This is a genomic window from Stenotrophomonas sp. NY11291 (assembly GCF_023277365.1).
Lineage (GTDB): Bacteria > Pseudomonadota > Gammaproteobacteria > Xanthomonadales > Xanthomonadaceae > Stenotrophomonas > Stenotrophomonas geniculata.
Map to the genome: position 1 here is coordinate 695,496 of NZ_CP096975.1, position 26,723 is coordinate 722,218.

Here is a 26,723-nt window from a genome sequence, read left to right on the forward strand (position 1 = left end):
AAGTGTCGGCTCGCTGCGGGAGTGTTCCCATGCAATTAGTTGCAAAGCGCGCTTGGCGGGCTAATCCGCTATGGGAGCCGTTAAGGCGCGGATATGGGGCCCAGCGATCTGCGACATTCGGACGCAGCCGTGATTGCAACGGATTCGATGGCGGCGCGTTGGTCGCGCCGCGAGCATGTCGGCCACCTCCCGGAGACCTCGAATGCGCACTGCTTCCCCGCATCACCATCCCCTCGCAATCGCCCTGGCGGGCGCGCTGTTCGTCTCACCTGCCGTCCAGGCTCAGCAGGTGGTGGCTGATGGCACCCATGAGAATCCCGCGGGCGGCAGCTATTCCACCACCGGTGTCGACGCGCACGCGTTCCATGTACTCAACGGCGGCCGCATCGCGGCCAACGATGCGGTCGTGCTGGCCACCGAGGGAAATGGGGCTGCTGGCATCCGCGTGGAAGGCACCGGCAGCAGCCTGCATGTTGCCGATGCCACCATCACCACTCGTGGCGACAATGCAGCAGGCGTGTCCATTTCCGGCGCTGACGGTGCGATCCAGATCGCCAGGGTCAGCATCGAGACACAGGGTTCAGCCAGTCACGGCATGAACGTTGTGGGTTCCGCTGCCAGCGTTGGCCACGCAGACATTCTCACCCGTGGCAATGGCGCGCACGGCGTGATGGTCAGTGGCGGCGGTGTTTTGGAGTTGGGCGGCGGTGCGATCACCGTGGAAGGAAGCAATGCCAACGCGGTGATGGTCAGTGGTGCGGGCAGTACGGCACGGATCGCAGGGAGCACCCTGGTCAGCCGCGGCGCGGGGAACTACGTCGCCCTGGCCAACTCGGGCGCCGCCCTGCACCTGCAGGACACACAGGTTGTCCATGAGGGTGCAGGTCTTGGCGTCGCCATCCACGCAGGCAGTACCGGCGAGCTGCGCAATGTGCACATCACGGTGCAGGGCTTGGGGACCGGTCTGGCAGGTGGCGGCGACGTCGCCTTGCTTGGAGGCTCCGTTACAGCGGTTGCAGCAGGGAGCACGGCCGTCGAAGCCCACGGTGGGAGCATGCGACTGGAATCGGTGGATGTTCGCGGTGACTATGGTATCAGCGCGATTGGTGGTGCGCGGCTGGAGCTGACGGGCAGTCGTGTGCATGCGGCGAACGGGGCGCTGCGGCTCTCAGGGCTGGGGACTACCGCCCATGTCGAGGGATCCGAACTGCTGGGTGATGGCGGGGCGGCCACGATTGCAGTTTACGACTCGGCAACGTTGGAACTCCTGCGCAGTGTGGTCCGTAGCGAAGGTGACAATCGGGTTGGCATCGACAATCGCGGCGGCGCGGTGACGCTGGACGGCGCGGAGGTCCACACCACGGGCGCGTCCAGCCATGCGCTGTACGCGGAACTCAGCGGCGCGGTGCGCCCCCGCTTCGATGTCCGTGGCTCGTTGCTGAGCACCACCGGCAACAACGCGATAGGGGCTGTTGCGCGAAAGGGCGGCAGCATCGATCTGGTGGACAGCACCGTGCTGACCACCGGTGAGGGCGCGCATGGTGTGCTCTCCGGTGGCGTGGGCGAAATGACGCTGGCCAATACCCACGTGCGCACCGAAGGTGAAGGTGCCTGGGCGGCGGTGATCAACGACAACGGCCAGATGAGCATCGACGGCGGCTCGCTGGTGAGTGCGCAGCACGGTGGCATCTGGTTGCGCAGCAGCCGCGATCCGGCGCTGACGTTGAGTAACGGCGTGGTGGTGTCTGGTGGCAATGGCATCGGCCTGGCGCTGGATGCTGCCGTCGCCGGCCGCTTCGACGTGGCGCTGGAAGGGGGCTCTCAGCTGCACGGCGATATCGTCATCACGCCCGAGGACGAAGACGCCGGACTGGCGCCGCAGTCCGATGTACACGTGCGCCTGGCGGATGGCGCGCTGTGGCAGGGGTCTTCCAATCTGGTGCAGACGCTTGCGCTTGAAAGCGGCAGCCAATGGACGTTGACCGGCGATGCGACCGTGGGCGAGTTGCAGGCGCGCGACAGCGTGGTGGCGTTGTCCGATGGCAGCGGCCGCTTCAATACGCTCACGGTGGAGGGTGACCTGCACAGCGAGGGCGCCACCTTCCTGTTCCAGGGCGCGCTGGCTGGCGATGATTCGGCCATCGACCGCCTGCTTGTGCGTGGTGATGCCTCCGGTGATGCCCTGATTGCGGTGAGGAACATCGGCGGTGTGGGGGCGCCCACTGTTGACGGCATCCAGCTGATCGAAGTGGACGGCGCATCGCTGGCCAGCTATGCGCTGACCGGGCGTGCTGTGGGTGGTTCGTACGAATACTTCCTGTTCCAGGGCGGTCTGACCGATCCCACCGATGGTCATTGGTATCTGCGTTCGCAGTGGTTCGATGTCTGCGAGGACGACCCGGCGGCGCCGGGCTGTGCGGTGAATCCGGGCCCGGACCCGATCGAGGGTGGCGAAGGTGAGGATGGCGGCGGCATCGTCGACCCGATCCGGCCGCCGCCTGTGTTGCGCCCGGAGGCGGGTGCCTATCTTGCGAACCAGTCGGCTGCGGTGAACATGTTCGTGCACCGGATGCATGACCGTACCGGTGCCCTCACGGGTGAGCGCACTGCATGGGCACGCGTGGGTCGTAGCAATGCGGACTTCACTGCAGTGGGGGGGCAGCTGTCGGTGGATGGCAATACGTCGGTGCTGCAGATCGGCAGTGATCTGCTGCGTCGTGGCAACGCCGCGTTCGGTGTGATGCTGGGCAACGGGCGCGCTGACAGCAGTGTGCTATCCGAGCTGACCGGCTACAGCGCCAAGGGGCGTGTGCGTGGCACTGCGTTGGGCGTGTACGGCACCTGGCTGCAGGATGCAGAAGGAACCGGCGGTGCCTACGTGGACGCAGCCATGCAGTTTGGCCGCTTCGACAACCGTGTGCAGGGTATCGGCCTGGAGCCGGAGCACTATGATGCGCGTGTGGCCACTGCGTCACTGGAGATGGGCCATACCTTCAATGTGCGGCAGGGTGCTGGCAGTTCGTTCTACGTGCAGCCGCAGCTGCAGCTGACGTATGCGGACTACCGTGCGGATCGCCACGTGGAGAGCAATGGCACGGTTGTCGACCATGCGGATGCAGGTGGCCTGAGCGGGCGCCTGGGCGTGCGCGTGTTCGGCCATGGCATTGCGGGTGGCAACACCGTACAGCCGTACCTGGGCGTGAACTGGCTGCGCGGCAGCGGTACCAGCACGTTGCAGTTCAACGATGACACGCTGGGCGCGGATGTGCCGCGCAATCGCTATGAAATGCAGGCCGGTGCTGAGTTGAAGCTGGGCCAGCGCTGGGGCGCATGGGGCGGGCTGAGTGTTCAGCGCGGTGACCATGGCTACCGCAACGTGGGTGGCCAGGTGGGCGTGCGCATGGCCTGGTAAGCGGCAATGCCGGGGTCGGCACGCGGACTCTGTAGAGCCGAGCCCACGCTCGGCTCACCGCGCGAAGCGCGGGTGCATCGTGATCTGAACGAAGAGCAGCCGAGCGTGGGCTCGGCTCTACAGGTGCACGCCTTGGTAGCGCCGGTTCATGCCCGGCCAGCATCACACCGGCGGCAGCACCTTGCCCGGGTTGAGAATTCCATCCGGGTCCAGCGCGGTCTTGATCGCGCGCATCGTCACCAGCGTGGCCGGGCTGAACGCCTGCGCCATGAAATCGCGCTTGGCCAGACCAATGCCATGCTCACCGGACAACGTGCCGCCCAGGGACAGCGTCAGTTCGAAGATCTTCGGCAGCGCGGCATGCGCGCGTGCGTTCTCGTCGGCATCGTCCGGGTGGTAAAGAATGTTGACGTGCAGGTTGCCGTTGCCGGCATGACCGAAGGTGACGATGGTCAGCGTGTACTCGCGTGCCAATGCCTGCACGCCGGCCACCAGTTCCGGAATGCGCGACACCGGTACCACCACGTCTTCATTGATCTTGCCGGGCGCGACGGTGCGCAGTGCGGGTGACAGCGCCTTGCGTGCGGCCCACAACTGGTCGCGTGCGCGGCCTTCCATTGCCACGTCCAGTTCGATCATGCCGTCGCCTTCGGCGGCGCTGGCCAGTGCCTGCAACAGGTAGGGCAGGGTATCGTGGTCACCATCGGCTTCGACCAGCAGCATCGCGCCCGCCTCCGGTACCTCGGCACCATTGAGGCGCAGCAGCTCCAGGCTGCGGGCGTCCATGAATTCCAGGCGCGTGGGCACCACCGGCTGCGACATCAGGCGTGACACCGCAGCGGCCGCCGCATCGGCGTCGCGGTACAGCACGCGCAGGCCGGCCTGGCTGACCGGCAGTGGGGTCAGCTTGAGGGTGGCTTCCACGATCAGCGCCAGCGTGCCTTCGCTGCCCACCAGCAGGTGGGTGAGGTCGTAGCCTGTGGAGTCCTTGGTGTAGGCGCCACCGCAGCGGATCACCTCGCCGGTGCCGGTGACCGCGACCAGGCCCAGCACGTTGTCGCGGCTGGTGCCGTACTTCACCGCGCGCGGGCCACCGGCGTTGCAGGCCAGGTTGCCACCCACGCTGCAGATCTCCGCGCTGGATGGGTCCGGCGCCCAGAACAGGCCATGTGGCGCCAGCGCCTGCTGCAGCGTTCCATTGAGCACGCCGGGCTGCACCACGGCGCAGCGATCACCGGCACGGATCTCCACGATGCGGTCCATGCGGGTGAACGACAACACGATGCTGCCCGGCAACGGCACGGCTGCACCGGTGGTGCCGGTGCCGGCGCCGCGCGCGACCAGCGCTACGCCATGCACGCGACAGGCACGCACCAGTGCCTGCACCTGTTCGATGCGGGCGGGCAACGCGACGGCAGCGGGGCGCTGGTGGCGCCACGAGTTGTCCTGCGCGTTCGCCTCCAGCGCGTTGTCATCCATGCGCCAGCCCTCCGCTCCCAGCAGGGCAGACAGTTCGGCAATCAATGCGGCGGGCAGGGCAGTACTCATGACAGATCTCGTGGGGCAGCAGGAGCGGGTTGGATCAGTTTCCAGGCAACAACGGCGCCGGCCAGCGGCAGCCAGACCCAGCGCAGTTCAGAGAGCAGGGTGGCGATGCCGCGCGCGCTGAAGAACTGCGGCGCAAACGGTGAAGCGCGGATCGGCCGCCACGGGGCGAAGAAGCGCTGTTCGCTCCACGGCCAGGCGAGGGCAACGCCGAGGCCACCGGAGGTCATTGCGTCGAGCAGGGGATGGCTGGCGGCGCAGATGAAGACGAACGCCGCCGCCTGTACGGTGGACGCCAACGTTGGCCCTCGCTGGGTAGGTGCCAACCTTGGTTGGCGCGAAACCGCCGACCAAGGTCGGCCGCTACCAAAGAACGCCCACACCGCGGCCAACGCGGCCAGCACGCAGGCAAACAACAACGAATGGCTGGCACCGCGATGGCCGAACGCATCGGCATAGGGAATGTGCAGGGCAAAGGCCAGCACGTCGGCATCGGGCAGCATCGCGGCGACCACACCGGCAGCCAGCAGCCATGCCGGAATGCGGCCACGATCCGCGGCGCACCACAGCGCCAAAGGCACAGCGGCATGGGTGATGATCGAAGGCATCAGTCACGCACCATGGTCGTGCCGGCCAGGCTGCGCGCTGGTAGGTGCCAACCTTGGTTGGCACAGAAGCGCCGACCAAGGTCGGCCTCTACCAGAGCGGACGGTACACATCAGCAATCATCCAGCCGGAACGCATCGCGCAGCCAGTTCAACTGCGGCGGTTCACCCGTGGCTTCCACCACATCGAAACGGCAGGGCGCATCGGCAAGCGCGGGATGGTCCTGCAGGTACAACAACGCGGCATGCGCCAGGCGTCGACACTTGCGCACATCCACTGAGGCCGCACCGCCACCGAAATCGGATCGCGCGCGGTAACGCACTTCCACGAACACCACGGTGCCGGCGTCGTCCATCACCAGGTCCAGTTCACCGCCGCGATAACGCACGTTGCGCGCACGCGGCTGCAGTCCGGCCTGTTGCAGATGCCGCTCGGCGGCGGCTTCCACCGCCGAGCCCCGTTGGCTGCGCTCAGCGACCACCGACGATCGGCATCGGCCGGCCGCCATTGAAGGTGGACCAGGCCGGCTGGCGCAGGATGTTGCCGTTGCTGTCCAGGAACAGGGTGCCGGTGGCGCCGTCCAGGCCGCCTTCGTTGGACAGCTTGTCCAGGTAGGCGGTGATCTTCCAGGCATCGGCGCCGAAGGCGAACAGGCGGCCGGCGGCACCGCGTGCGCTGGGCAGGGTGCTGGCGACCTGGCTGGCCGAGGGCAGGCCGGACACGCTGCGCACGTTCCAGGCTTCGTTCGGGTAGACGATGCCGTCCAGCGCCACGTCTTCTTCCACCTTGCCGCTGCCGACGGTCAGCTGCGAGGTGCCCACGCGGGTGGCGCCACCGGCACCGGCCAGCGCCAGCTGCGGCGCCAGCAGGCGGGCCTGCGGCGCGCGCACGGCGAGGAACACGGCATCGACCTGGCCGGCATTGCGCACCTGCGCGCCGACATCGCCAACCGCGTCGCTGACGCCGACGGTGGCCACCACCTGGCCACCACGCTGGGCGAAGCGCTGGGCGAAGGCGGCGGCGGCACGGCGGCCGGTATCGTCGGCGCTGTTGATCACCAACGCCTTGCCGCGCTCGCGGCCACGCAGGTATTCGGCAGCGACGATGCCGTCGTCTTCCGGTGCCAGCGAGAAGCCGGCGCTGCCGGCCGGCGGCGCGTCCTTGCCACGGTTCAGGGCCAGCACCGGCACCTGCAGCTGCTGGCGGCCATAGACCGCATCCACTTCGTCACGGCCCAGCGGGCCGACCACGAAGTCGGCGCCGGAGGCGACGGCCTTGTCATAGGCGGCCAGCGCACCGGCCGGGGTACCGGCGGTGTCGATGAAGTTGATGTCCGGGCGGCGGCGGGTCTCGCCGTAGTACGCGGCCAGCAGGCCATCACGCACCGGCTGCGCGGCGGTGGCCAGGCGGCCGCTGAGCGGCAGCAGCACGGCCAGCTTGGCCGGCGGACGGTAGCCGTCGCTCATGGCCGGCGGGCGCTTGCTGGTATCGAACTGGGCGGCGCCATCGCGGTCGAACGGGCGCGGCAGCGGCAGGCCGCGCGCGATCAGTGCGCGGCCGGCGAAGTTGTACAGCGGGTCGTTGGCCGGCAGCGCGGCGGCACGGCTGCGCAGGGTGGCATCGTCAAGCGTACCGAGCAGACCGGCGATGGCGGCCTGGTTCTCGCTGCGTGCGCTGCCGGTCAGGCTGGCGTGGGCGCGGGCGCGCTCGGTGGCGGCACCGAAGGCATCGCCGGTGCCCTGCAGCGCGTTGGCGCGGGCTACGTGCCAGCGCGTGCGCAGCGCGGGGAAGACGTTGTCGCCCTGTTCCTTCAGCAGGGCCAGGGCCTGCGCCGGCTGCTTGTCGGCCAGTGCCAGTTCGGCGCCGGTCAGCTGGTAGCGCTGCAGGCTGGTGCCGGACAGCTGGCGGGCGGTGAGCTGGCCAAGCAGGCTGCGCGCGCGGGCACTGTCGCCGGCCAGGTGCCAGGCCCAGGCGGCATCGGCCAGGGCGTTGCTGCGGGCGCCACCTTTCAGGGTTGCGGCCAGCGCTTCCAGCTGCAGGGCGGCGTCGCGCGGTTTGCCTTGTTCGATCAGCGCCAGCGCCTGGCTCTGGGCCGGCGATTCGGGCGCGCTGGTCAGGCTGGTGGTGGCACAGCCGGCCAGCAGCATCAGCGACAGCGACAGGGCGGAGATCCGTGCGGCGGGCTTGTTCATGATCGGGTCCATGCGATGAGGGCAGCGGCCTTGGCCGGGTACACGCTACGATTCTACCCTTGCCCCGTGAGTACCGCTGAAATGAGTGTCCCAACCCTGTACGTCGTCGCCACCCCGATCGGCAACCTGGCCGATCTGAGCCCGCGCGCGCAGGAGGTGCTGCGTTCGGTGGCGGCCATCTGTGCCGAGGACACCCGCCGCAGCGGCCAGTTGCTGTCCCATTTCGGCATCCAGCAGCCGCTGGTGGCCCTGCATGAACACAATGAAGAGGCCCTGGCGCAGCGCTTGGTGTCGCGCCTGCAGGCCGGTGAGTCGCTGGCGCTGGTCAGCGATGCCGGCACCCCGCTGGTCAGTGACCCCGGTTTCCGCCTGGTGCGTGCCGCGCGCGCGGCCGGCATCAAGGTCAGCCCGATCCCGGGGGCCTGTGCCGCCATCGCCGCGCTGAGCGTAGCCGGCCTGCCCAGCGACCGCTTCAGCTTCGAAGGTTTCCTGCCGGCCAAGGCCAGCGGCCGCCGCGACCGGCTGCAGGCGCTGGCGGGTGAAGTGCGCACGATGGTGTTCTACGAATCCTCGCACCGCATCGCCGAGTCGCTGGCCGACATGGCCGCGATCTTCGGCGGCGAGCGCCCGGCGGTGCTGGCGCGCGAGCTGACCAAGCTGTTCGAGACCGTGCTCGATGGCGATCTGGCGGGGCTGCTGGCCAAAGTGGAAGCCGACGAGAACCAGCGCAAGGGCGAGTTCGTGGTGATGGTGCAGGGTGCCGGCGACGATGAGGAAGCGCAGTTGGCGCATGGCCGCCGTGTCTACGCCAAGCTGAGCGAGCATCTGCCGCCGTCGACCGCGGCGAAACTGGCTGCCGAGCTGACCGGCGCGCCGCGCAAGGCGTTGTACGGCAGTTGATGGATCGTGCGGACCAAGGTCCGCACCCATCAGAGCGGAGATGGCAATAGATCCACGCCATGCGTGGATGGATGAACCGGATGCCGCGATCAGCACGGCAGGAAGGACGTGCGTAGGCTAGAATGTGCGCTGGCGGAGTCGGCCAGACAGTCGCGTCATCCCTTCGGGGGTGCCGAGGAAAGTCCGGGCTCCATAGGGCAAGGTGCCAGGTAACGCCTGGGCGGCGCAAGCCGACGGAAAGTGCAACAGAAAGATACCGCCTACGTCTTCTTCGGAAGGCCGGTAAGGGTGAAATGGTGCGGTAAGAGCGCACCGCGAGTCTGGCAACAGACCGGCACGGCAAACCCCACCTGGAGCAAGACCAAATAGGGATCCTTTGGCGCGGCCCGCGTTGGATCCGGGTAGGTTGCTTGAGCGTTGCGGTGACGTAACGCCTAGAGGAATGACTGTCCACGACAGAACCCGGCTTATCGGCCGGCTCCGCCTCTTTCTTACGGTAGGCCGAGCATGGCTCGGCTCTACAGTAGAGCCGAGCCATGCTCGGCTGCTCTCCGCCCAGAGGCTTGGGATGTTGTTCAACCCGGCGTGCGGTACTGCCCGGCGGAAATGAACTGCTCGAACCGTTCGCACCACACCACTACGGTGGTGTAATCGTCCACGTTGACGCTTTCAGGCACGTCCACCAGGAAACGGTTGAAAGTCTTCACCTCGCCGATGCGCTGGGACTGTGCCTTGATCTTCAGGAAATCGGCCTTGTTGTCGACGAAGTCGCGCACGAGGTAGACCTTGTAGTCCGGCCCCGGGCCCATCTTGCCGTCGAACGCGACCTGGCGCGGGCTGACGCTGACCTTGCCCTCGGCCCAGTGCACGGCGTCGCTGCCCTTGAGGTCGCGACGGAAGGTGGTGTGGTAACGGGCGTCGCCCATCGCCGCCTGTACCTGCGCGACCGGCGGGTCGTCGGGAGCGATCAGGATCGGCAGCAGGTAGATGCCAAGGCCGAAGCCGAGGCCGAGGGCGAGCAGGTGGGTGACGACAAGTACGAGAACGCGGCGCATCGATGACTCCCTGTGGATCGGTGAGGCGCGCGGCAGAACCGCGCCGGGTCATCGTGTGGCGTGCGTGCAGACATTTATAGACACAGAAAACAGGTACAGGGTCAGAAATCGACCTGGCTCTGGCCGAGGGCGACACCCTGCGGGCCGAAGCGACGCTCGTGGATCTGCCCGTGCCCTTCGGCATCGATCAGCAGGACCGTGCTGGCGCGGGTGCCATAGTCGTCGCCGCGGATGAAGGCCGGGCTCAGCCAGCGCTCGCGTTCCAGTCCGATGCCGGTGTCGGGCAGGTCGCTGTCGGCGGGGCGATGTTCGTCCGCCAGGGCGGCCCAGAGCGGGGTCAGGTCCTCATCGCCGGCCTCCAACCAGGCTTCAAGCGCAGCCATCAGCCGCCGGGTCTTCGGCCAGGGCGCGTCCAGCGCGCCGTTGGACATGCCATGCACGCCCGGGCCCAGGCGCTGGCGCTCGGCAGGGTGGTTGCCCAGGAACTCCAGGCTGTGGCCGTCGGCCAGCAGCAGGTTGAATGGGGCGTAGGCGCCGGCCACCGTTGCCAGTCGGTCGATATGCACGGCGGCGGGGTCGCGGCCGCGCAGGAAGTCGGCCACCAGCGCACCCCGTGAAGGACCGGTCTGGGCGGCCAGCGGGTCGCGGACATTGGTGACCACCGCCATGCGTCCACCGGCACCGACGCCGGCCCAGCCGCCGCCGGAGCGCAGGTCGCGCCCCCCGATGACGGAGGTCTCATCTTGCCAGGGGGCCAGCGCCGCCGTCGGGCGGGCGTGGAACTCATCACGGTTGCCGGTCATCACCAGCCGCCAGCGCGGGTGGTGCATCCAGCCAAGAGCGAGCAGGCACATGGCCTCATTGTGCACGGTTTGCGCAGTCTGGCGCCGCTTCCTGCCCGTCCCGGATGAATGCGCGAGCGATGTTTCACGCTCTGTCCACACCCCTGAACTTCCGTTCAATCTCAAAAATTGAGACGGATCAGCAACTTGTGGATAAGCCTTGAACAATTCTCTAAAGGTTGTTGCAAGCCATTGATGCGGCTGGCGATTTCCCTGCTGAAAAGTTGTTGACAACCCCTCGGCCGCTGCTAAGGTGGGCATCAGAGGGAAATCCGGGTGTTTTGTGGGTTTTCGTGGTTCAATGTTTCACCGGGCGAAGGAAAGGTGCACGCGTCGTGTTCCAGGGCGAGACGGCCATCACAGTTGACGACAAAGGGCGCATGGCGGTTCCCACCGCTTACCGCGACCTTGTCGCGCGCGCCAGCAACAACCGTCTTGTTTTGACCTACAACCCGTTCGAAGCCGGCTGCCTGTGGCTGTATGCAGAGTCGGAATGGGAGCGGGTCCGCGACGACGTCATGTCCAAGCCCAACACCCAGCGCGTCGTGCGCCTGTTGCAGCAGAAGCTGGTCGGCTCGGCCGCCCATCTGGAGCTGGACGGCAACGGTCGCATCAGCATCCCCGCCAGCCACCGCGGTGCGGTGGGCATTGAGAAGAAGGCGGTATTGCTCGGTATGGGCGACAAGTTCGAATTGTGGAGCGAGCAGGCGCATCGGGCCCTGATCCAGCAGACGTTGTCTGACGAGGATCTGGGTGATGGGTTGCTCGACCTGAAGTTGTGAGCCGGGGTGCCCGGATGCGCCCAGAAGCGCAGACCGGTCACCTTCCGGTGTCGCAGTCGCCGGCGGTGCACCTGCCGGTCCTGTACACCCAGGTCCTTGAAGGCCTGAGGGTGATCGAAAACGGACGTTATCTGGATGGCACGTTCGGTCGTGGCGGTCATGCACGTGGCGTGCTCACCCAGCTCGGTCCCGAGGGGCGCCTGCTGGTCATGGACAAGGATCCGGAAGCCATCGCCGTTGCCGAGCGCGATTTCGCGCCGGACCCGCGCGTGTCCATCTTCCGTGGCAGCTTCGCCCAGCTGCTGCAGTGGGATGCGACGGCCGAAGGCCTGGACGGCGTGCTGTTCGACCTGGGCGTGTCGTCGCCGCAGCTGGACGTGGCCGAGCGCGGTTTCAGCTTCGGCAAGGACGGCCCGCTGGACATGCGCATGGACCCGGACAGCGGCGAAAGCGCCGCGCAGTGGATCAACCGCGTGGAAGACCGCGAGATTGCCGACGTACTGTGGACCTATGGCGAAGAACGCCAGAGCCGCCGCATCGCCCGTGCCATCGTGGCCCGCCGCGAGAAGCAGCCGTTCACCCGCACCGCCGAACTGGCCGAGCTGATCGCCTCGGTGATGCCGCGTGGCAAGGACAAGATCCACCCGGCCACGCGCAGCTTCCAGGCCATCCGCATCCACATCAACCGCGAGCTGGCCGATCTGGAAGCCGGGCTCGATGCGGCGGTGGAACGGCTCAAGCCCGGTGGCCGCCTGGCGGTGATCAGCTTCCATTCGCTGGAAGACCGCATCGTCAAGCAGTACATGAACCGCCTGGCCAAGGCGCCGCCGGCCAACCGCCGGCTGCCCGAGGCGGTCGCGTTCGTGCCGACGCTGGACCTGATCGGCGGTGCCATCAAGGCCACCGACGAAGAGCTGGCCGCCAACCCGCGCGCCCGCAGCGCCGTGCTGCGCGTGGCCCAGAAGCGGGAGGCCGATGCATGAGCCGGCTGCTGCTGATCATCCTGCTGGCTTCCACCGTGGCCTCGGCGATCGGCGTCGTGTTCGTGCGTCACCGTCACCGGCAGACGTTCATCGAGTTGTCGCGCGCCGAGCGCAAGCGCGATGACATCAATCTGGAATTCGGCCGCCTGCAGCTGGAGCAGGCGACCCTGGCCGAAGCCAACCGTGTCGATCGCATCGCCCGCGAGAAGCTCGGCATGAAGTTCCCCGAGGCCGCCGACATCGTGGTGGTGCGGCCATGAGCAAGACCGGCCGAAACCGCCCGCGCAACGCCTTCAACCTGCGCCAGCGCCTGCGCTGGGTCGCGCTGGCGCTCGGCCTGTGCTCGGTGTCGCTGGTCGGTCGTGCCGCCTACGTGCAGATCGTCAACAGCGATTTCTACCAGCGCCAGGGCGAGGCCCGCTACCTGCGCGAACTGCCGATCAAGACCTCGCGCGGCATGATCACCGACCGCAATGGCGAGCCGCTGGCGGTATCCACGCCGGTCGCCTCGATCTGGGTCAACCCGCAGGACCTGCTGCGCTCGCCCGAGCGCATTCCGGAGCTGGCCCAGGCGGTCGGCATGTCGGTGGATGAGCTGAGCAGCCGCCTGTCGCAGAAGTCGGACAAGGAATTCATGTACCTGCGCCGCCGGATCAATCCGGACGAGGCAGAAAAGGTGGTCGCGCTGAAGATTCCGGGCGTGGCCGCGCAGCGCGAGTTCCGCCGCTTCTACCCGCAGGGCGAAGCGATGGCGCACGTGCTGGGCTTCACCAACATTGACGACCGCGGCCAGGAAGGCCTGGAGCTGGCGTTCGACGAATGGCTGCGCGGCAAGGCCGGTGCGAAGCGGGTCATCCGCAACCGCAAGGGCGAAACCGTCGAGAGCGATCTGCTGCGCGCTGCTGAACCGGGCAAGGACCTGACCCTCAGCATCGATCGCCGCATCCAGTACCTGGCGTTCAAGGAACTGCGCAACGCGCTGGTGGCCAACAAGGCGGCCGGCGGTTCGATGGTGATCATGGACGTGACCACCGGCGAGATCCTGGCCATGGTCAACCTGCCGACCTACAACCCGAATTCGCTGACCGGCGCGCTGCCCGATGCGCGCCGCAACCGTGCGGTGACCGATCTGGTCGAGCCGGGTTCGACGATGAAGCCGCTGACCATCGCCACCGCGCTGCAGGCCGGTGCGGTGACCAAGGACACCATCATCGATACCAACCCGGGTTACATGACCCTGGGTCGCTTCACCATCCGCGACGTGCCGCGCAACAACGGCGTGCTGAACGTGACCGGCGTGATCACCCGCAGTTCGAACGTGGGCGCGGCCAAGGTTGCGGCGAAGATGCCGGACCAGGTGTTCTACGACGGCGTGCGCCGCTTCGGCTATGGCTCGGTGCCGCATAGCGGTTTCCCCGGTGAATCCGGCGGCGTGGTGCTGCGCCCGGCGCGCTGGTCGGGCACCACCAAGACCACGATGTCCTACGGCTACGGCCTGAACGTCACCCCGCTGCAGATCGCTACGGCTTATTCGGCACTGGCGAACGGCGGTCGTCTGATCGCGCCGACCTTCGTCAAGGGCCAGCGCAATGAAGGTCAGCAGATCATCGACGAGAATGTCGCCAAGCAGGTGGTGGCGATGATGGAAACGGTGGTCACCCAGGGCGGCGCCAAGCAGGCGGCGGTGCTGGGTTACCGCGTGGCCGGCAAGACCGGTACCGCGCGAAAGGCCGGTCCGGGCGGCTACGAGCGCGGCCACTACAACGCGCTGTTCGCCGGCGTGGTGCCGGCCACCAACCCGCGCTTCGCCACCGTCATCGTCATCAACGACCCGCAGGCCGGCAAGTTCTACGGTGGCCTGGTGTCGGCGCCGGTCTACCACAACGTGATGGAAGGCACTCTGCGCCTGATGGACGTGCCGCTGGACGACCTGCAGTCGTGGCTGGCCGCACAGCAGTCCGGCAAGGTCGGCCACTCGGCCTCGATCCTGCCCGCGCCGCCGGCAGAAGCCGCGTTGCCGGTGGATGCCGCCGCTGAATTCGACGCTGCGCTGCCCAGCGCGCAAGCCCAGACGCCGCCCGCTACGGGAGGCACGCAATGAGTCCTTCGATGTTGCTTTCGCAGTTGCTTCCGGACGTGGCCCTGGCGGGCCATGATCCCGTTCTGACCGGCCTGGTGCTGGACAGCCGCGCCGTGCGCCCCGGCAATGCCTTCGTCGCCATCGCCGGTTTCGGCGCGCATGGCCTGGGCTTTGTCGAGCAGGCCCGCGCGGCGGGCGCTGGCGCCATCCTGTTCGAGCCGCCGGCCCCTGCCGAGTTGCCGGCCCCGGCCGATGCGATCGCGGTGCCGGGCCTGCGTGCGCGCATGGGGGCGATGGCCGACCAGTTCCATGGCGCACCGTCGCGGGCGATGGCGATGGTGGGCGTGACCGGCACCAACGGCAAGACCTCCACCGTGCAGCTGCTGGCCCAGGCCTGGCACCTGCTCGGCACGCCCAGTGGCAGTATCGGCACGCTGGGCGCCGGACTTTATGGTGCGGTTGAACCGACCGGTTTCACTACGCCGCTGGTGCTGCAGATGCATGCGCTGCTGGCGCAGCTGCGCGACGCCGGTGCGCGCGCGGTGGCGATGGAAGTCAGCTCGCACGCGCTGGACCAGGGCCGCGTCGATGCCGTGCATTACGACGTGGCGGTGTTCACCAACCTTACCCGCGATCATCTGGATTACCACGGCGACATGGCCAGCTACGGCGCGGCCAAGGCGCGGCTGTTCCATCGTCCGGGCCTGAAGGCTGCGGTGATCAATCTTGACGACGCCTTCGGCCGCCAGCTGTTTGCCGGCCTGCCGGCGGGCGTGCAGCCGATCGGACTGAGCTCGCGTGGTGCCAGCGATGCCAGCGTGCGCGCTGAAGCGCTACAGCTGGATGGCCGAGGCATTGCGTTCGAACTGGTCATCGACGGCCAACGTGCCGCGGTGCAGTCGCCGCTGCTGGGCCGGTTCAACGTGGACAACCTGCTGGCCGTGGCCGGAACCCTGCATGCACAGGGCCAGCCGCTGCCACGCATCGCTGAAGTGCTGTCGGCGCTGCAGCCGATCCGCGGCCGCATGAACCGCCTCGGCGGCGAAGACGGCCTGCCGACCGTGGTGGTCGATTACGCACATACCCCGGACGCGCTGGAACAGGCATTGGACAGCCTGCACGGCCACCTGCACGGCGCGCTGTTCTGCGTGTTCGGCTGCGGTGGAGAGCGCGATACCGGCAAGCGTCCTCAGATGGCCGCGATCGCCGAGCGCCTGGCCAACCAGGTCATCGTCACCGACGACAACCCGCGTGGCGAGGATGGCGACGTGATCGTGGCCGACATCCTGGCGGGCTTCCAGAATGCCGATGCCGTGACCGTGCAGCGCAGCCGCGCGCGTGCGATCGGCCTGGCGGTGAAGCGCGCCGGTGCCGGCGACATCATCCTGATTGCCGGCAAGGGCCACGAGCCATACCAGGAAGTAAATGGCGTACGCCATGACTTCGACGACACCGAAGTGGCCGCCGCTGCGTTGGCTGCCAAGGCCGGTGTTCTGAGCTCGCAGGCCGGGGAGGGCATCGCATGAAGCGCACCCTGCTTTCGCTGATCGCACACTGGGCCGGCGGCGAGATCCACGGCGACGACGTGGCCATCGATGCGGTCAGCCATGACACCCGCAGCCTCGGTCCGGGCAGCCTGTATGTGGCGCTGCGCGGCGAGCGTTTTGACGGCCATGATTTCGCCGCCGACGCACAGGCGCGCGGTGCCAGTGCGCTGTTGGTCGAGCGCCTGCTGCCGATCGAGCTGCCGCAGGTGCTGGTGGCCGACAGTGAACTGGCGCTGGCGAAGATCGCCACCGGCATGCAGCGTGACCGCGGCACCGAGGTGTTCGCGATCACCGGCAGCAACGGCAAGACCAGCGTGAAGAGCCTGCTGCTGTCGATCCTGCAGCAGGTGGCACAGCACGCGCACAAGGTGGTCTACGCCAACCCGGGCAACCGCAACAACGAGATCGGCCTGCCGCTGGCGGTGATCGATGCGCCGGAAGATGCCGACTACGCCGTCTACGAGATGGGCGCTGGCAAGCCGGGTGACATCGCCTACCTGACCGATATCGCCCGCCCGCGCTATGCGCTGGTCAACAACATCGCCCCGGCCCATCTGGAACGCATGGGCAGCCTGCTCGGCGTGGCAGTGACCAAGGGCGCGATCTATGCCGCATTGCCGGCCGATGGTGTGGCGGTGATCAACGCCGACGATGCCTACGGCCGCTGGTTCGAACAGCATTTCGTCGGCACTCCGCCGCGCTGCCGCGTGCTGCGCTATGGCCTGGAACATACCGCCGACGTGACCGCGCGCGACATCCGCGCCGGTGCGCAGGGCAGCCAGTTCACCCTGGTTTCGCCGGCCGGTGAAGCCCGCGTGGTGCTCGGCCTGCCGGGGCGCCACAACGTCAGCAATGCACTGGCCGCGGCCAGCCTGGCGCTGGCCGCCGGTGTCGATCTCGCGCTGATTGCCGCCGGCCTGGCCGAGGCACAGCCGGTGCCGGGTCGGCAGATCGCCCATCAGCTGCGCAACGGCGCGGTGCTGGTGGATGACAGCTACAACGCCAATCCCGGCTCCTTGGCTGCGGCCATCGATGCCCTGGCCGCAGCCCCGGAAGAGGGCTGGCTGGTGCTGGGCGACATGCGCGAGCTGGGGCCGGACGCTGAAGCACTGCACGCGCAGGCGGGGCTCCGCGCGCGCGCTGCTGGCCTCAAGCGCCTGTATGCGCTGGGCCCGCTCAGCGCCGCTGCCGCCACCGCCTTCGGCGAAGGCGGCCGTCATTTCGCCACCCATGACGCGCTGTCGCAGGCGCTGAAGGACGAGCTGCACGCCGGCGTGCGCTGCCTGGTCAAGGGTTCCCGTGGCAGCGCCATGGACACGATTGTCAAAGCGCTGCTGGCGCAAGGAGAGGAATCCCCGCATGTTGTATGAACTGGCTCGATGGTTGCAGCAGTTGGAGAGCCTGTTCGGGCTGTTCAACTACCAGACGTTCCGCGCCATCCTTGCCGCGCTGACGGCCCTGTTCCTGTCGCTGTGGCTCGGCCCGGCGATGATCCGCAAGCTTGCCCAGTTCAAGGGCGGCCAGCCGATCCGCAAGGACGGTCCGCAGACCCATTTCTCCAAGGCCGGCACACCGACCATGGGCGGTTCGCTGATCCTGCTCACCATCACCCTGTCGGTGCTGATGTGGGCTGACCTGCGCAACCGCTACGTGTGGCTGGTGCTGGCGGTGATGCTGTGCTTCGGCGCCATCGGCTGGTATGACGACTGGATCAAGATCGTCCGCCGCGACCCGAACGGCCTGAAGTCGCGCTGGAAGTACCTGCTGCAGTCGATCTTCGGCCTGGCCGCGGGCCTGTTCCTGTTCTACACGGCCGACGTGCCGGCGGCGCTGACCTTCTACATCCCGATGTTCAAGTCGATCGCGCTGCCGCTGGCCGGCATCGGCTTCGTGGCCATCGCCTACTTCTGGATCGTCGGTTTCTCCAACGCGGTGAACCTGACCGACGGCCTGGACGGCCTGGCGATCATGCCGACCGTGCTGGTGGCCTGCGCGCTGGGTGTGTTCGCCTACGCCTCGGGCAACGTGGTGTTCGCCAACTACCTGCAGATCCCGCAGATCCCGGGCGCCGGCGAGCTGGTCATCATCTGCGCGGCCATCGCCGGTGCGGGCCTCGGCTTCCTGTGGTTCAACACCTATCCGGCCATGGTGTTCATGGGCGACATCGGTGCACTGGCGCTGGGTGCGGTGCTGGGCACGATCGCGGTGATCACCCGCCAGGAACTGGTGCTGGTGATCATGGGCGGCGTGTTCGTCATCGAAACGCTGTCGGTGATGATCCAGGTCGCCTCGTTCAAGCTGACCGGCAAGCGCGTGTTCCGCATGGCGCCGATCCATCACCACTTCGAACTGAAGGGCTGGCCGGAGCCGCGCGTGATCGTGCGCTTCTGGATCATCTCCGTCGTGCTCGTGCTGATCGGCCTGGCCACGTTGAAGGTGCGCTGAGATGAACGACCTGTCCCGCCAGGCAACACGCCTTGAAGCCATCGAAGGCAGCTACGACAAGTGGCTGCTGGGCGCGATCATCGCGCTCACGGGCATTGGCGTGGTGATGGTGGCGTCCAGTTCGATCGCGCTGATGAGCAGCCCGTTCTACTACCTCAACCGCCACCTGATCTTCCTGGCGGTGGGCATCGTGCTGGCGGTCGTGGCCGCCCGCACTGAACTGAAGTCCATCGAGCAGTACAACCAGATGCTGCTGCTGGGCTGCTTCGTGCTGCTGCTGGCGGTGTTCGCACCGGGCCTGGGCAGCACGGTCAACGGCGCACGCCGCTGGATCAACCTGGGCATCTCCAAGTTCCAGACGGTGGAAGCGGTGAAGGTGCTCTACATCGTCTGGCTGTCCAGCTATCTGGTGCGCTTCCGCGACGAGGTCAACGCGACCTGGCCCGCGATGCTCAAGCCGTTGGGCGTGGCCGGTGCGCTGGTGCTGTTGCTGCTGCTGCAGCCGGACTTCGGTTCGTCCACCCTGCTGCTGGCGATCACCGCCGGCATGCTGGTGCTGGGCGGGGTGAACATGCCGCGCATGTCGATGCCGGTGATCATCGGCCTGGTCGGCATGAGCGCGCTGGCGATCATCGAGCCGTACCGCATGCGCCGCATCACCTCCTTCCTGGACCCGTGGGCCGACCAACAGGGCGACGGCTACCAGCTGTCCAACGCGCTGATGGCGGTGGGCCGTGGCGAGTGGACCGGCGTCGGCCTGGGCAACTCGGTGCAGAAGCTGTACTACCTGCCTGAAGCGCACACCGACTTCATCTTCTCGGTCACCGCCGAGGAATTCGGCTTCCTGGGCACCTGCGTGATCGTGGCGCTGTATGCGCTGCTGGTCGGCCGCACCTTCTGGCTGGGCATGCGCTGCGTGGAAATGAAGCGCCACTTCTCCGGCTATATCGCGTTCGGCATCGGCCTGTGGATCAGCATGCAGACCTTCGTCTCGATCGGCGTGAACCTGGGCATCCTGCCGACCAAGGGCCTGACCCTGCCGCTGATCTCCTCCGGCGGTTCGTCGGTGCTGATGACCTGCGTGGCGATGGGCCTGCTGCTGCGCGTGTCCTATGAGCTCAAGCGCGCCGAGCGCCGCCAGGCCGTGCGCATCGGCGGCGCCGAAGACGCCGCTGCCGAGCCGATGGACGGGCCCGCCGCGCCGGTGGCCGCCAGCGTGCCGATGAGCGCCGAGCCGGTGGCTGCCGCTGCGCCGAACGCTGCGCGTGGCACCAGCCGCCTGCAGTCGCGCATCGAACCGACCTTCGGGAGGCTGTCATGAGCAGTGCTTCCAACGCCCGCCCGGTGATGATCCTGGCCGGTGGCACCGGCGGTCACATCTTCCCCGGCCTGGCCGTGGCCCGCGTGCTGCGCCAGCGCGGCGTGCCGGTCACCTGGATGGGTGCCGACGGTGCGATGGAAACGCGCCTGGTGCCACAGCACGACATTCCAATCGACACGCTGGCCATCACCGGCCTGCGCGGCAAGGGCAAGCTGGCCCTGCTGGGCGCGCCGTGGCGGCTGATGCGCGCGCTGCGCGCGGCCGGCATGATCATCCGCAAGCGCCAGCCGCGTGCGGTGGTCGCCTTCGGTGGCTTTGCCTCTGGCCCCGGTGGCATGGCCACCCGCCTGCACGGCCTGCCGCTGCTGGTGCACGAACAGAATCGCGCGCCCGGCATGACCAACCGCATCCTGTCGCGCTATGCGCGCCGGTTGCTGACCGGCTTCCCCGGTGCCTTCGCCGCGCGCGAGGAGTTCGTCGGCAACCCGGTGCGTGCGGAGATCGCGGCCATCGCGCCGCCGGAACAGCGCTTCGCCGACCGTCACGGCCCGTTGCGCGTGCTGGTGGTCGGCGGCAGCCAGGGTGCGCGTGCGCTCAACATCGGCGTGCCGCAGGCGATTGCCGCGCTGGGCACGGGTGTGCCGGTGCAGGTGCGCCACCAGAGTGGCGAGAAGATGCATGCCGAAGCTGTCGAGGCGTATGCCAAGGCCGGCGTGCAGGCTGAAATCACACCGTTCATCGCGGACATGGCCGAAGCCTTTGCATGGGCCGATCTGGTGGTGTGCCGTGCAGGCGCTTCGACGCTGGCCGAGCTGTGTGCGGTCGGTGTCGGCAGCGTGCTGGTGCCATTCCCTGCCGCCGTCGACGATCACCAGACCCGCAATGCGGAGTACCTGGTCGAGCGTGGCGCGGCGGTGTTGCTGAAGCAGGACGGAACGCTGGCCGACGGCATTGCCGCACTGCTGCGCGATCTGTCCGAAAATCCCGCCCGCCGCATGCAGATGGCGCAAGCCGCGCGTGCCCTGGCCAAGGTCGATGCCGCCGAGCGCATCGCCGATATCATTCTTGAGGAAGCTGTATGAAGAAGGCATGCCACCGCGCCTGCCCTGCGCGAGGCCGCGCATGATCCGTCGCCTGCACGACACCAACGACCTGGTGCGCGCATTCCCGCGCGTGCATTTCGTCGGCATCGGCGGCACCGGCATGAGCGGTATCGCCGAAGTGATGCTGACGCTGGGCTATGAAGTGTCCGGCTCGGACAACGCCGACAACGTGGCGACCCGCCGCCTGGCCAGCCTGGGTGCGCGCATCATGCGCGGCCACTCGGCGGCCAACGTGCTGGGCACCGACTGCGTGGTGGTCTCCAGCGCCATCCGCGAAGACAACCCGGAACTGATGGAAGCGCGCAGCCAGCGCATTCCGATCATGCCGCGCGCAGCGATGCTGGCCGAACTGATGCGCTTCCGCCGCGGCATTGCCGTGGCCGGTACCCATGGCAAGACCACCACCACCAGCCTCACCGCTGCGGTGCTGAGCGAAGGTGGCCTGGACCCGACCTTCGTGATCGGTGGCCAGCTGCTGGCTGCCGGCGCCAACGCCAAGCTGGGCGGTGGCCAGTGGCTGGTCGCCGAGGCCGACGAAAGCGATGGCAGCTTCCTGCGCCTGAACCCGCTGATGTCGATCATCACCAACATCGATGCCGATCATCTGGAGAACTACGGCAACGACTTCGCCCGCGTGCAGGCGGCGTTCGCCGAGTTCCTGCAGCGCCTGCCGTTCTACGGCCTGGCGGTGCTGTGCATCGACGACCCGGAAGTGGCTGCACTGGCCGCCAAGACCCCGCGCCACGTGATGAGCTACGGCATGAGCCCGCAGGCCGACGTGCGCGCCGAGAACGTGGTGCAGGAAGGCTCGCGCATGCGCTTCACCCTGCGCCTGCCGCAAGGCACCAGCCAGGAAGTGGTGCTGGCGCTGCCGGGCAAGCACAACGTGTTGAACGCGCTGGCCGCCGCTGCGGTGGGCTGGCAGCTGGGCGTGGCGCCGGATGCCATTGCACGCGCGCTGGAAGCCTTTGCCGGTGTCGGCCGTCGCTTCAACGATCTGGGCGAAGTGACCACCGCCAGCGGTGCCAAGGTCCGCATCATCGACGACTACGGTCATCACCCGAGCGAGCTGGAAGCCGTGTTCGCCGCCGCCCGCGGTGGCTGGGCCGACAAGCGCCTGGTGGTGGCCTTCCAGCCGCACCGCTACAGCCGTACCCGCGACCAGTTCGACAAGTTCGCCGCGGTGCTGTCCAGTGTCGACGCGCTGGTGCTGAGCGAGGTCTACCCGGCCGGTGAAGAGCCGATTGCCGGTGCCGATTCGCACGCGCTGGCCCGTGCCATCCGTGCGCGCGGCCGCAGCGAGCCGGTGGTGGTGGGCAAGGCTGCCGAACTGGCCAGCGTGCTGCCAGACGTGCTGCAGGACGGCGACCTGCTGCTGATGATGGGGGCGGGCGACATCGGCGCCGTGGCCACCCACATCGCGGTGGAAGGCTTCAAGGGGGAGGGCGAGGCGTGAGCACGCTGACCTTCCCGCCGCTGCACGTGACCGACCCGGCCCGCTTCGGCCGCGTCGCCGTGCTGCTGGGCGGTAGCTCCAGCGAACGCGAGGTATCGCTGGACTCGGGCCGCAACGTGCTCGAAGCCCTGCAGTCACGCGGCGTCGATGCGTTTGCCGTGGACGGCATCCCTGCGCTGGCCAAGGCGCTGGCCGCCGGTGGCATCGATCGCGTGTTCAACATCCTGCATGGCCACAACGGTGGTGGTGAGGACGGCATCGTGCAGGGCTTGATGGACGCCTTCGGCGTGCCGTACACCGGCTCGGACGTGCTGGGTTCGGCGCTGAGCATGGACAAGATCCGCACCAAGCAGGTGTGGCTGTCGCTGGGCCTGCCGACCCCGCAGTACAGGAAGGTCGACGCGTCGAACGTACATGCGCTGGCGGCCGAACTGGGCCTGCCGGTGGTGGTGAAGCCGGCCAACGAAGGTTCCAGCGTGGGCATCAGCCGGGTGACCGATGATGCGGGCCTGGATGAGGCCGTGGCGCTGGCCGCGCGCTACGACGGCCAGCTGCTGATGGAGCAGATGGTGGTGGGCGACGAACTGACCGTGGCCATCCTGGGGGATGTCGCGCTGCCGTCGATCCGCATCGTGCCCAAGGGCCAGTGGTACGACTACAACGCCAAGTACATCGCCGAAGACACCCAGTATCTGTGCCCGGGCCTGGACGGTGACGACGAAGAAGAAATCCGGCGCATCGCGCTGGCCGCATTCCGTGCCGCCGGTTGCCGTGGCTGGGGCCGCGTGGATGTCATGCGTGATCGCAGCAGCGGCCGCTTCTTCCTGCTGGAAGTGAACACCGCGCCGGGCATGACCAGCCATTCGCTGGTGCCCAAGGCCGCGGGCCAGGCCGGCATCAGCTTCGAAGAGCTGGTGTGGCGCGTGCTGGAACAGACCCTGGAGGCCTCGCACGCATGAACGCGGTGCTGCGCATCTTCGTCTGGCTGTTGGCGCTGTCGGTGGTTGCACTGCCGGTGGTGGCCGTGGTCAATGGCTGGGTCGGCGCCGAGCGCTGGCCGCTGGCGAAGCTGCGCGTGCATGGTGAGTTCAAGCGGGTGCCGGCCGAACAGCTGCAGCAGGTGCTGCTGCCGTACGCGCGCGCCGGCTTCTTCGCGGTCAAGCTGCAGGACGCGCAGGACGCGCTGGAACAGCTGCCGTGGGTGGAAAGTGCGCAGGTGCGCAAGCAGTGGCCGGACGTGCTGGAAGTGACCCTGGTCGAGCACAAGCCGTTCGCGCGCTGGGGCAGCGACCGCCTGGTTTCCGAGCAGGGCAAGTTGTTCCCCACGCCGAAGAAGCTGGCCGACCTGGCGCTGCCCGAACTGGATGGCCCGGACAGCCAGACAGAAGAAGTGATGAAGCTGTACAGCGACTCGCGTGCATTGTTTGCACCGGCCGGCGTCGACGTGCGCCGGGTGACGATGGATGCACGCGGCAGCTGGTCGCTGGTGCTGAGCAACGGCACCGAAGTGGTGGTGGGCCGTGACGACGCGCGCTCGCGCATGCAGCGCTTCGTCAAGGTGCTGCCGCAGCTGAACCGTCAGGACGCGCCGATCGAGCGCGCCGACCTCCGTTACACCAATGGTTTCACGCTGAGCTGGGGTACCCCGGCCACGCCGGCGAAAACGCCGGCGACCCCAGCCAGCAGGACGCAGGAAAGGACATGAATCGCAAGGGTGACAAATCGCTGATCGTTGGCCTGGACATCGGCACCTCCAAGGTGGTGGCGCTGGTGGGCGAGTATTCGCCGGGCAACCCGATCGAAGTGATCGGCATCGGCTCGCACGAGTCGCGCGGTTTGAAGCGCGGCGTGGTGGTGGACATCGAATCGACCGTGCAGTCGATCCAGCGCGCGGTGGAAGAAGCCGAGCTGATGGCCGGCTGCGAGATCCGCTCGGTGTACGCCTCGATCTCCGGCAACCACGTGCAGTGCAAGAATTCGCCGGGCATCGTGCCGATCCGCGATGGCGAGGTGACCTGGGGCGACCTGGATCGCGTGCTCGACGCGGCCAAGGCGGTGGCGATTCCGGCCGACCAGAAGATCCTGCACGCGATCCCGCGCGAGTACGTGCTGGACGACTCGCAGGAAGGCATCCGCAACCCGGTCGGCATGACCGGCGTGCGCCTGGAGGTGCACGCGCACCTGGTGGTGTGCGCGCAGTCGGCCGCGGCCAACATCAGCAAGTGCGTGCAGCGCTGCGGCCTGCAGGTGGATGACCTGGTGCTGTCCTCGCTGGCCTCCAGCGTGGCGGTGCTGACTGCTGACGAGCGCGAGCTGGGCGTGGTGCTGGTCGACATGGGCGCCGGCACCACCGACATCGCGGTGTTCGTGCAGGGCGCGATCTGCCACACCGCCTCGCTGCCGATCGCCGGCGACCACGTCACCAACGACATCGCGCACATGCTGCGCACGCCGACCCCGGAAGCCGAGCAGATCAAGGTGCGTTACGCCTGCGCCCTGGCCCAGCTGGCCACCGCCGAGGAGAGCATCCAGGTGCCGTCGGTGGGTGACCGCCCGCCGCGTCGCATGCCGCGCCACTCGCTGGCGCAGGCGGTGCAGGGTCGCTACGAGGAAATCTTCGAGATGGTGCAGGCCGAACTGCGCCGCTCCGGCTTCGAGGAACTGGTGCGCGCCGGCATGGTGCTGACCGGTGGCGCTTCGAAGATGGAAGGCGTGGTCGAGCTGGCCGAGGAAATGCTGCAGATGCCGGTGCGCGTGGGCATTCCGCAGCACGTCACCGGCCTCGGCGAAGTAGTCGGCAACCCGGTGCATGCCACCGGCGTGGGCCTGCTGCTGATGGGCAGCCAGATCGAGCATCCGCGCCGGCCGTCGCTGCCGACCGGGCGCGCTGGAAGCATGTTCAAGAAACTCAAGACCTGGTTCCGCGGCGAGTTCTGACGCGGAATCCGCAAACCTGGGCATCGCCCAGGCGCAACACCCGCAGTACCCGTATCACAGGGCAATACCGGCAACACACAACCCACACAGCCGCAACGTTGGCATGCAGCAGGACGGCAGGACGCCCGAATGCCCATGCCAGCCAAAGCGGATACAACGAGGACACGGACATGGCGCATTTTGAACTGATCGAAAAGATGGCACCCAATGCGGTGATCAAGGTGGTTGGCGTGGGCGGCGGCGGCGGCAATGCCGTGGCGCACATGGTCAACTCGGCGGTGGATGGCGTGGAATTCATCACCGCCAACACCGACTCGCAGGCCATCAAGAATTGTGGTGCCAAGCTGCAGCTGCAGCTGGGTACCAACGTGACCAAGGGCCTGGGCGCAGGCGCGAATCCGGAAGTCGGCCGCCAGGCCGCGCTGGAAGACCGTGAGCGCATCATGGACGCGCTGCAGGGCGCGGACATGGTCTTCATCACCGCCGGCATGGGCGGTGGCACCGGCACCGGCGCGGCACCGGTGGTGGCACAGCTGGCCAAGGAAATGGGCATCCTGACCGTGGCCGTGGTCACCAAGCCGTTCCCGTTCGAAGGCCGTCGCCGCATGCAGGTGGCGCTGAAGGGCATCGAGGAACTGAGCCAGCACTGCGACTCGCTGATCACCATCCCGAACGAGAAGCTGATCACCGTGCTGGGCCGCAACGCGACCATGATCCAGGCCTTCCGTGCCGCCAACGACGTGCTGCAGGGCGCCGTGCAGGGCATCGCCGACCTGATCGTGCGTCCGGGCCTGATCAACGTCGACTTCGCCGACGTGCGCACCGTGATGTCCGAAATGGGCCTGGCGATGATGGGTACCGGCACCGCCCGTGGCGATGACCGCGCCCAGGCCGCTGCCGAAGCCGCGATCCAGAACCCGCTGCTGGACGATGTGAACCTGGCCGGTGCCAACGGCATCCTGGTCAACATCACCGCCGGCGCCGACTTCACCATGGCCGAGTTCGACGAGATCGGCCGCACCATCGATGGCTTCGCTTCCGAAGACGCCACCGTGGTGGTCGGTACCGTGCTGGATCCGGACATGCAGGACGAAGTGCGCGTGACCGTGGTCGCTACCGGCCTGAACCGCGTGTCGGCCAGCAAGACCCAGCGTCCGGGCGAGCGTGCGCCGATCAAGCTGGTCCGCAATGCCACCACCGGCCAGCCGGAATTCGGTGACTTCGACAACGGCGGCGACGCTGTGTCCAAGGCCGTCGGTGGCATGGGCCTGGGCCTGCGTCGTGCCAGCAGCGATACCGCGGCGGCTTCGGCCCCGTCGGCCCCGGCGGCTTCGGCCCCGGCTGCGGCGGAACTGCCGAACGACTACCTGGACATCCCGGCGTTCCTGCGCCGCCAGGCGGACTGAGCGGGGCGGCCCGGGGTTGTCCTCCCCGGGTTGCGCCACCATGTCCTGAAAATGCGGGCGCCGGGCCAGGATGGGCCCGGCCGCCCTGCTTCATGTGCGTCCCATTGGCGC

21 protein-coding genes, 1 other RNA gene and 1 pseudogene are annotated in these 26,723 nt (G+C 67.8%); 17 read left to right on the forward strand and 6 right to left on the reverse strand.

Translation table 11 applies throughout. From position 1 onward, the window contains the following. Positions 1 to 202: 202 nt before the first annotated feature. Complete coding sequence (locus M1L61_RS03095; protein WP_248854308.1) at positions 203 to 3,412, forward strand: autotransporter outer membrane beta-barrel domain-containing protein; 3,210 nt, start codon at positions 203 to 205, stop codon at positions 3,410 to 3,412. A 162-nt stretch (positions 3,413 to 3,574) separates the two neighbouring features. Here the strand turns inward: M1L61_RS03095 and M1L61_RS03100 are convergent, their stop codons facing one another. The 4 genes from M1L61_RS03100 to M1L61_RS03115 all read right to left on the reverse strand — a co-directional run bounded on the left by M1L61_RS03100 (position 3,575) and on the right by M1L61_RS03115 (position 7,755). Further along, a complete protein-coding gene (locus tag M1L61_RS03100) occupies positions 3,575 to 4,960 on the reverse strand; it encodes an FAD-linked oxidase C-terminal domain-containing protein (RefSeq protein ID WP_248854309.1) in 1,386 nt (461 codons plus the stop codon). After that, positions 4,957 to 5,565, reverse strand: coding sequence for a metal-dependent hydrolase (locus M1L61_RS03105; protein ID WP_248854310.1), 609 nt, complete (start codon positions 5,563 to 5,565; stop codon positions 4,957 to 4,959). The genes M1L61_RS03100 and M1L61_RS03105 overlap by 4 nt, the downstream gene beginning before the upstream one ends. Before the next feature lie 110 nt (positions 5,566 to 5,675). Next, positions 5,676 to 6,044, reverse strand: a complete 369-nt coding sequence (locus tag M1L61_RS03110) for a YraN family protein (RefSeq protein WP_181299171.1) — start codon at positions 6,042 to 6,044, stop codon at positions 5,676 to 5,678. Next, entirely contained in the window at positions 6,034 to 7,755 is a 1,722-nt protein-coding gene (locus tag M1L61_RS03115; protein WP_049435659.1) for a penicillin-binding protein activator, read from the reverse strand. Before M1L61_RS03115 ends, M1L61_RS03110 begins: the two co-directional genes overlap by 11 nt. A gap of 81 nt (positions 7,756 to 7,836) precedes the next feature. Between M1L61_RS03115 and rsmI the strand changes: the two genes are divergently transcribed. Together rsmI and rnpB are read left to right on the forward strand one after the other, a co-directional pair. Then, positions 7,837 to 8,655 (forward strand): 16S rRNA (cytidine(1402)-2'-O)-methyltransferase, encoded by an 819-nt coding sequence (gene rsmI, locus M1L61_RS03120; protein ID WP_005412235.1) that lies wholly within the window; start codon positions 7,837 to 7,839, stop codon positions 8,653 to 8,655. 134 nt (positions 8,656 to 8,789) lie between these two features. Then, an RNA gene (gene rnpB, locus M1L61_RS03125) (RNase P RNA component class A) lies at positions 8,790 to 9,141 on the forward strand. An 89-nt stretch (positions 9,142 to 9,230) separates the two neighbouring features. Here the strand turns inward: rnpB and M1L61_RS03130 are convergent. Both M1L61_RS03130 and M1L61_RS03135 read right to left on the reverse strand, forming a co-directional pair. Beyond that, positions 9,231 to 9,710, reverse strand: a complete 480-nt coding sequence (locus M1L61_RS03130) for a DM13 domain-containing protein (protein ID WP_248854311.1) — start codon at positions 9,708 to 9,710, stop codon at positions 9,231 to 9,233. Between the two features lie 101 nt (positions 9,711 to 9,811). Then, the gene (locus M1L61_RS03135; protein WP_248854312.1) at positions 9,812 to 10,564 is read right to left on the reverse strand and encodes an NRDE family protein; all 753 of its coding nucleotides are present in this window, start codon (positions 10,562 to 10,564) and stop codon (positions 9,812 to 9,814) included. Positions 10,565 to 10,887: 323 nt separating this feature from the next. On the opposite strand from M1L61_RS03135, the gene mraZ reads away from it, so the two are divergent. The 14 genes and pseudogenes from mraZ to ftsZ all read left to right on the forward strand — a co-directional run bounded on the left by mraZ (position 10,888) and on the right by ftsZ (position 26,612). Continuing rightward, positions 10,888 to 11,334 (forward strand): division/cell wall cluster transcriptional repressor MraZ, encoded by a 447-nt coding sequence (mraZ, locus tag M1L61_RS03140; protein WP_004143635.1) that lies wholly within the window; start codon positions 10,888 to 10,890, stop codon positions 11,332 to 11,334. Positions 11,335 to 11,348: 14 nt separating this feature from the next. Then, positions 11,349 to 12,317 (forward strand): 16S rRNA (cytosine(1402)-N(4))-methyltransferase RsmH, encoded by a 969-nt coding sequence (gene rsmH / locus M1L61_RS03145; RefSeq protein ID WP_019661066.1) that lies wholly within the window; start codon positions 11,349 to 11,351, stop codon positions 12,315 to 12,317. Continuing rightward, positions 12,314 to 12,577: a cell division protein FtsL gene (gene ftsL, locus M1L61_RS03150; protein WP_005412242.1), complete on the forward strand. Its 264-nt coding sequence runs from the start codon at positions 12,314 to 12,316 to the stop codon at positions 12,575 to 12,577. The genes rsmH and ftsL overlap by 4 nt, the downstream gene beginning before the upstream one ends. Beyond that, positions 12,574 to 14,418, forward strand: a complete 1,845-nt coding sequence (locus tag M1L61_RS03155; protein ID WP_043397940.1) for a penicillin-binding protein 2 — start codon at positions 12,574 to 12,576, stop codon at positions 14,416 to 14,418. The genes ftsL and M1L61_RS03155 overlap by 4 nt, the downstream gene beginning before the upstream one ends. Next, complete coding sequence (locus tag M1L61_RS03160) at positions 14,415 to 15,923, forward strand: UDP-N-acetylmuramoyl-L-alanyl-D-glutamate--2,6-diaminopimelate ligase (protein WP_029379787.1); 1,509 nt, start codon at positions 14,415 to 14,417, stop codon at positions 15,921 to 15,923. The genes M1L61_RS03155 and M1L61_RS03160 overlap by 4 nt, the downstream gene beginning before the upstream one ends. Further along, positions 15,920 to 17,314: a UDP-N-acetylmuramoyl-tripeptide--D-alanyl-D-alanine ligase gene (gene murF / locus M1L61_RS03165; protein WP_049411259.1), complete on the forward strand. Its 1,395-nt coding sequence runs from the start codon at positions 15,920 to 15,922 to the stop codon at positions 17,312 to 17,314. Before M1L61_RS03160 ends, murF begins: the two co-directional genes overlap by 4 nt. Continuing rightward, a complete protein-coding gene (gene mraY / locus M1L61_RS03170) occupies positions 17,304 to 18,389 on the forward strand; it encodes a phospho-N-acetylmuramoyl-pentapeptide-transferase (protein ID WP_010481929.1) in 1,086 nt (361 codons plus the stop codon). Before murF ends, mraY begins: the two co-directional genes overlap by 11 nt. Position 18,390: 1 nt before the next feature. After that, a complete protein-coding gene (ftsW, locus tag M1L61_RS03175) occupies positions 18,391 to 19,710 on the forward strand; it encodes a putative lipid II flippase FtsW (RefSeq protein ID WP_049411261.1) in 1,320 nt (439 codons plus the stop codon). Beyond that, positions 19,707 to 20,792 (forward strand): undecaprenyldiphospho-muramoylpentapeptide beta-N-acetylglucosaminyltransferase, encoded by a 1,086-nt coding sequence (gene murG / locus M1L61_RS03180; protein WP_248854313.1) that lies wholly within the window; start codon positions 19,707 to 19,709, stop codon positions 20,790 to 20,792. Before ftsW ends, murG begins: the two co-directional genes overlap by 4 nt. Before the next feature lie 40 nt (positions 20,793 to 20,832). Further along, positions 20,833 to 22,269, forward strand: coding sequence for a UDP-N-acetylmuramate--L-alanine ligase (gene murC / locus M1L61_RS03185; protein WP_010481926.1), 1,437 nt, complete (start codon positions 20,833 to 20,835; stop codon positions 22,267 to 22,269). Further along, on the forward strand, positions 22,266 to 23,228 hold the full coding sequence (locus M1L61_RS03190) for a D-alanine--D-alanine ligase (RefSeq protein WP_248854314.1): 963 nt from the start codon (positions 22,266 to 22,268) through the stop codon (positions 23,226 to 23,228). The genes murC and M1L61_RS03190 overlap by 4 nt, the downstream gene beginning before the upstream one ends. Next, positions 23,225 to 23,899: pseudogene (locus tag M1L61_RS03195) on the forward strand (cell division protein FtsQ/DivIB); the annotation flags it as partial. The gene M1L61_RS03190 and the pseudogene M1L61_RS03195, both read left to right, overlap by 4 nt. Positions 23,900 to 23,970: 71 nt before the next feature. Continuing rightward, a complete protein-coding gene (gene ftsA / locus M1L61_RS03200) occupies positions 23,971 to 25,206 on the forward strand; it encodes a cell division protein FtsA (RefSeq protein WP_005408083.1) in 1,236 nt (411 codons plus the stop codon). 170 nt (positions 25,207 to 25,376) lie between these two features. After that, positions 25,377 to 26,612, forward strand: coding sequence for a cell division protein FtsZ (gene ftsZ / locus M1L61_RS03205; RefSeq protein ID WP_043397963.1), 1,236 nt, complete (start codon positions 25,377 to 25,379; stop codon positions 26,610 to 26,612). Positions 26,613 to 26,723: the final 111 nt, after the last annotated feature.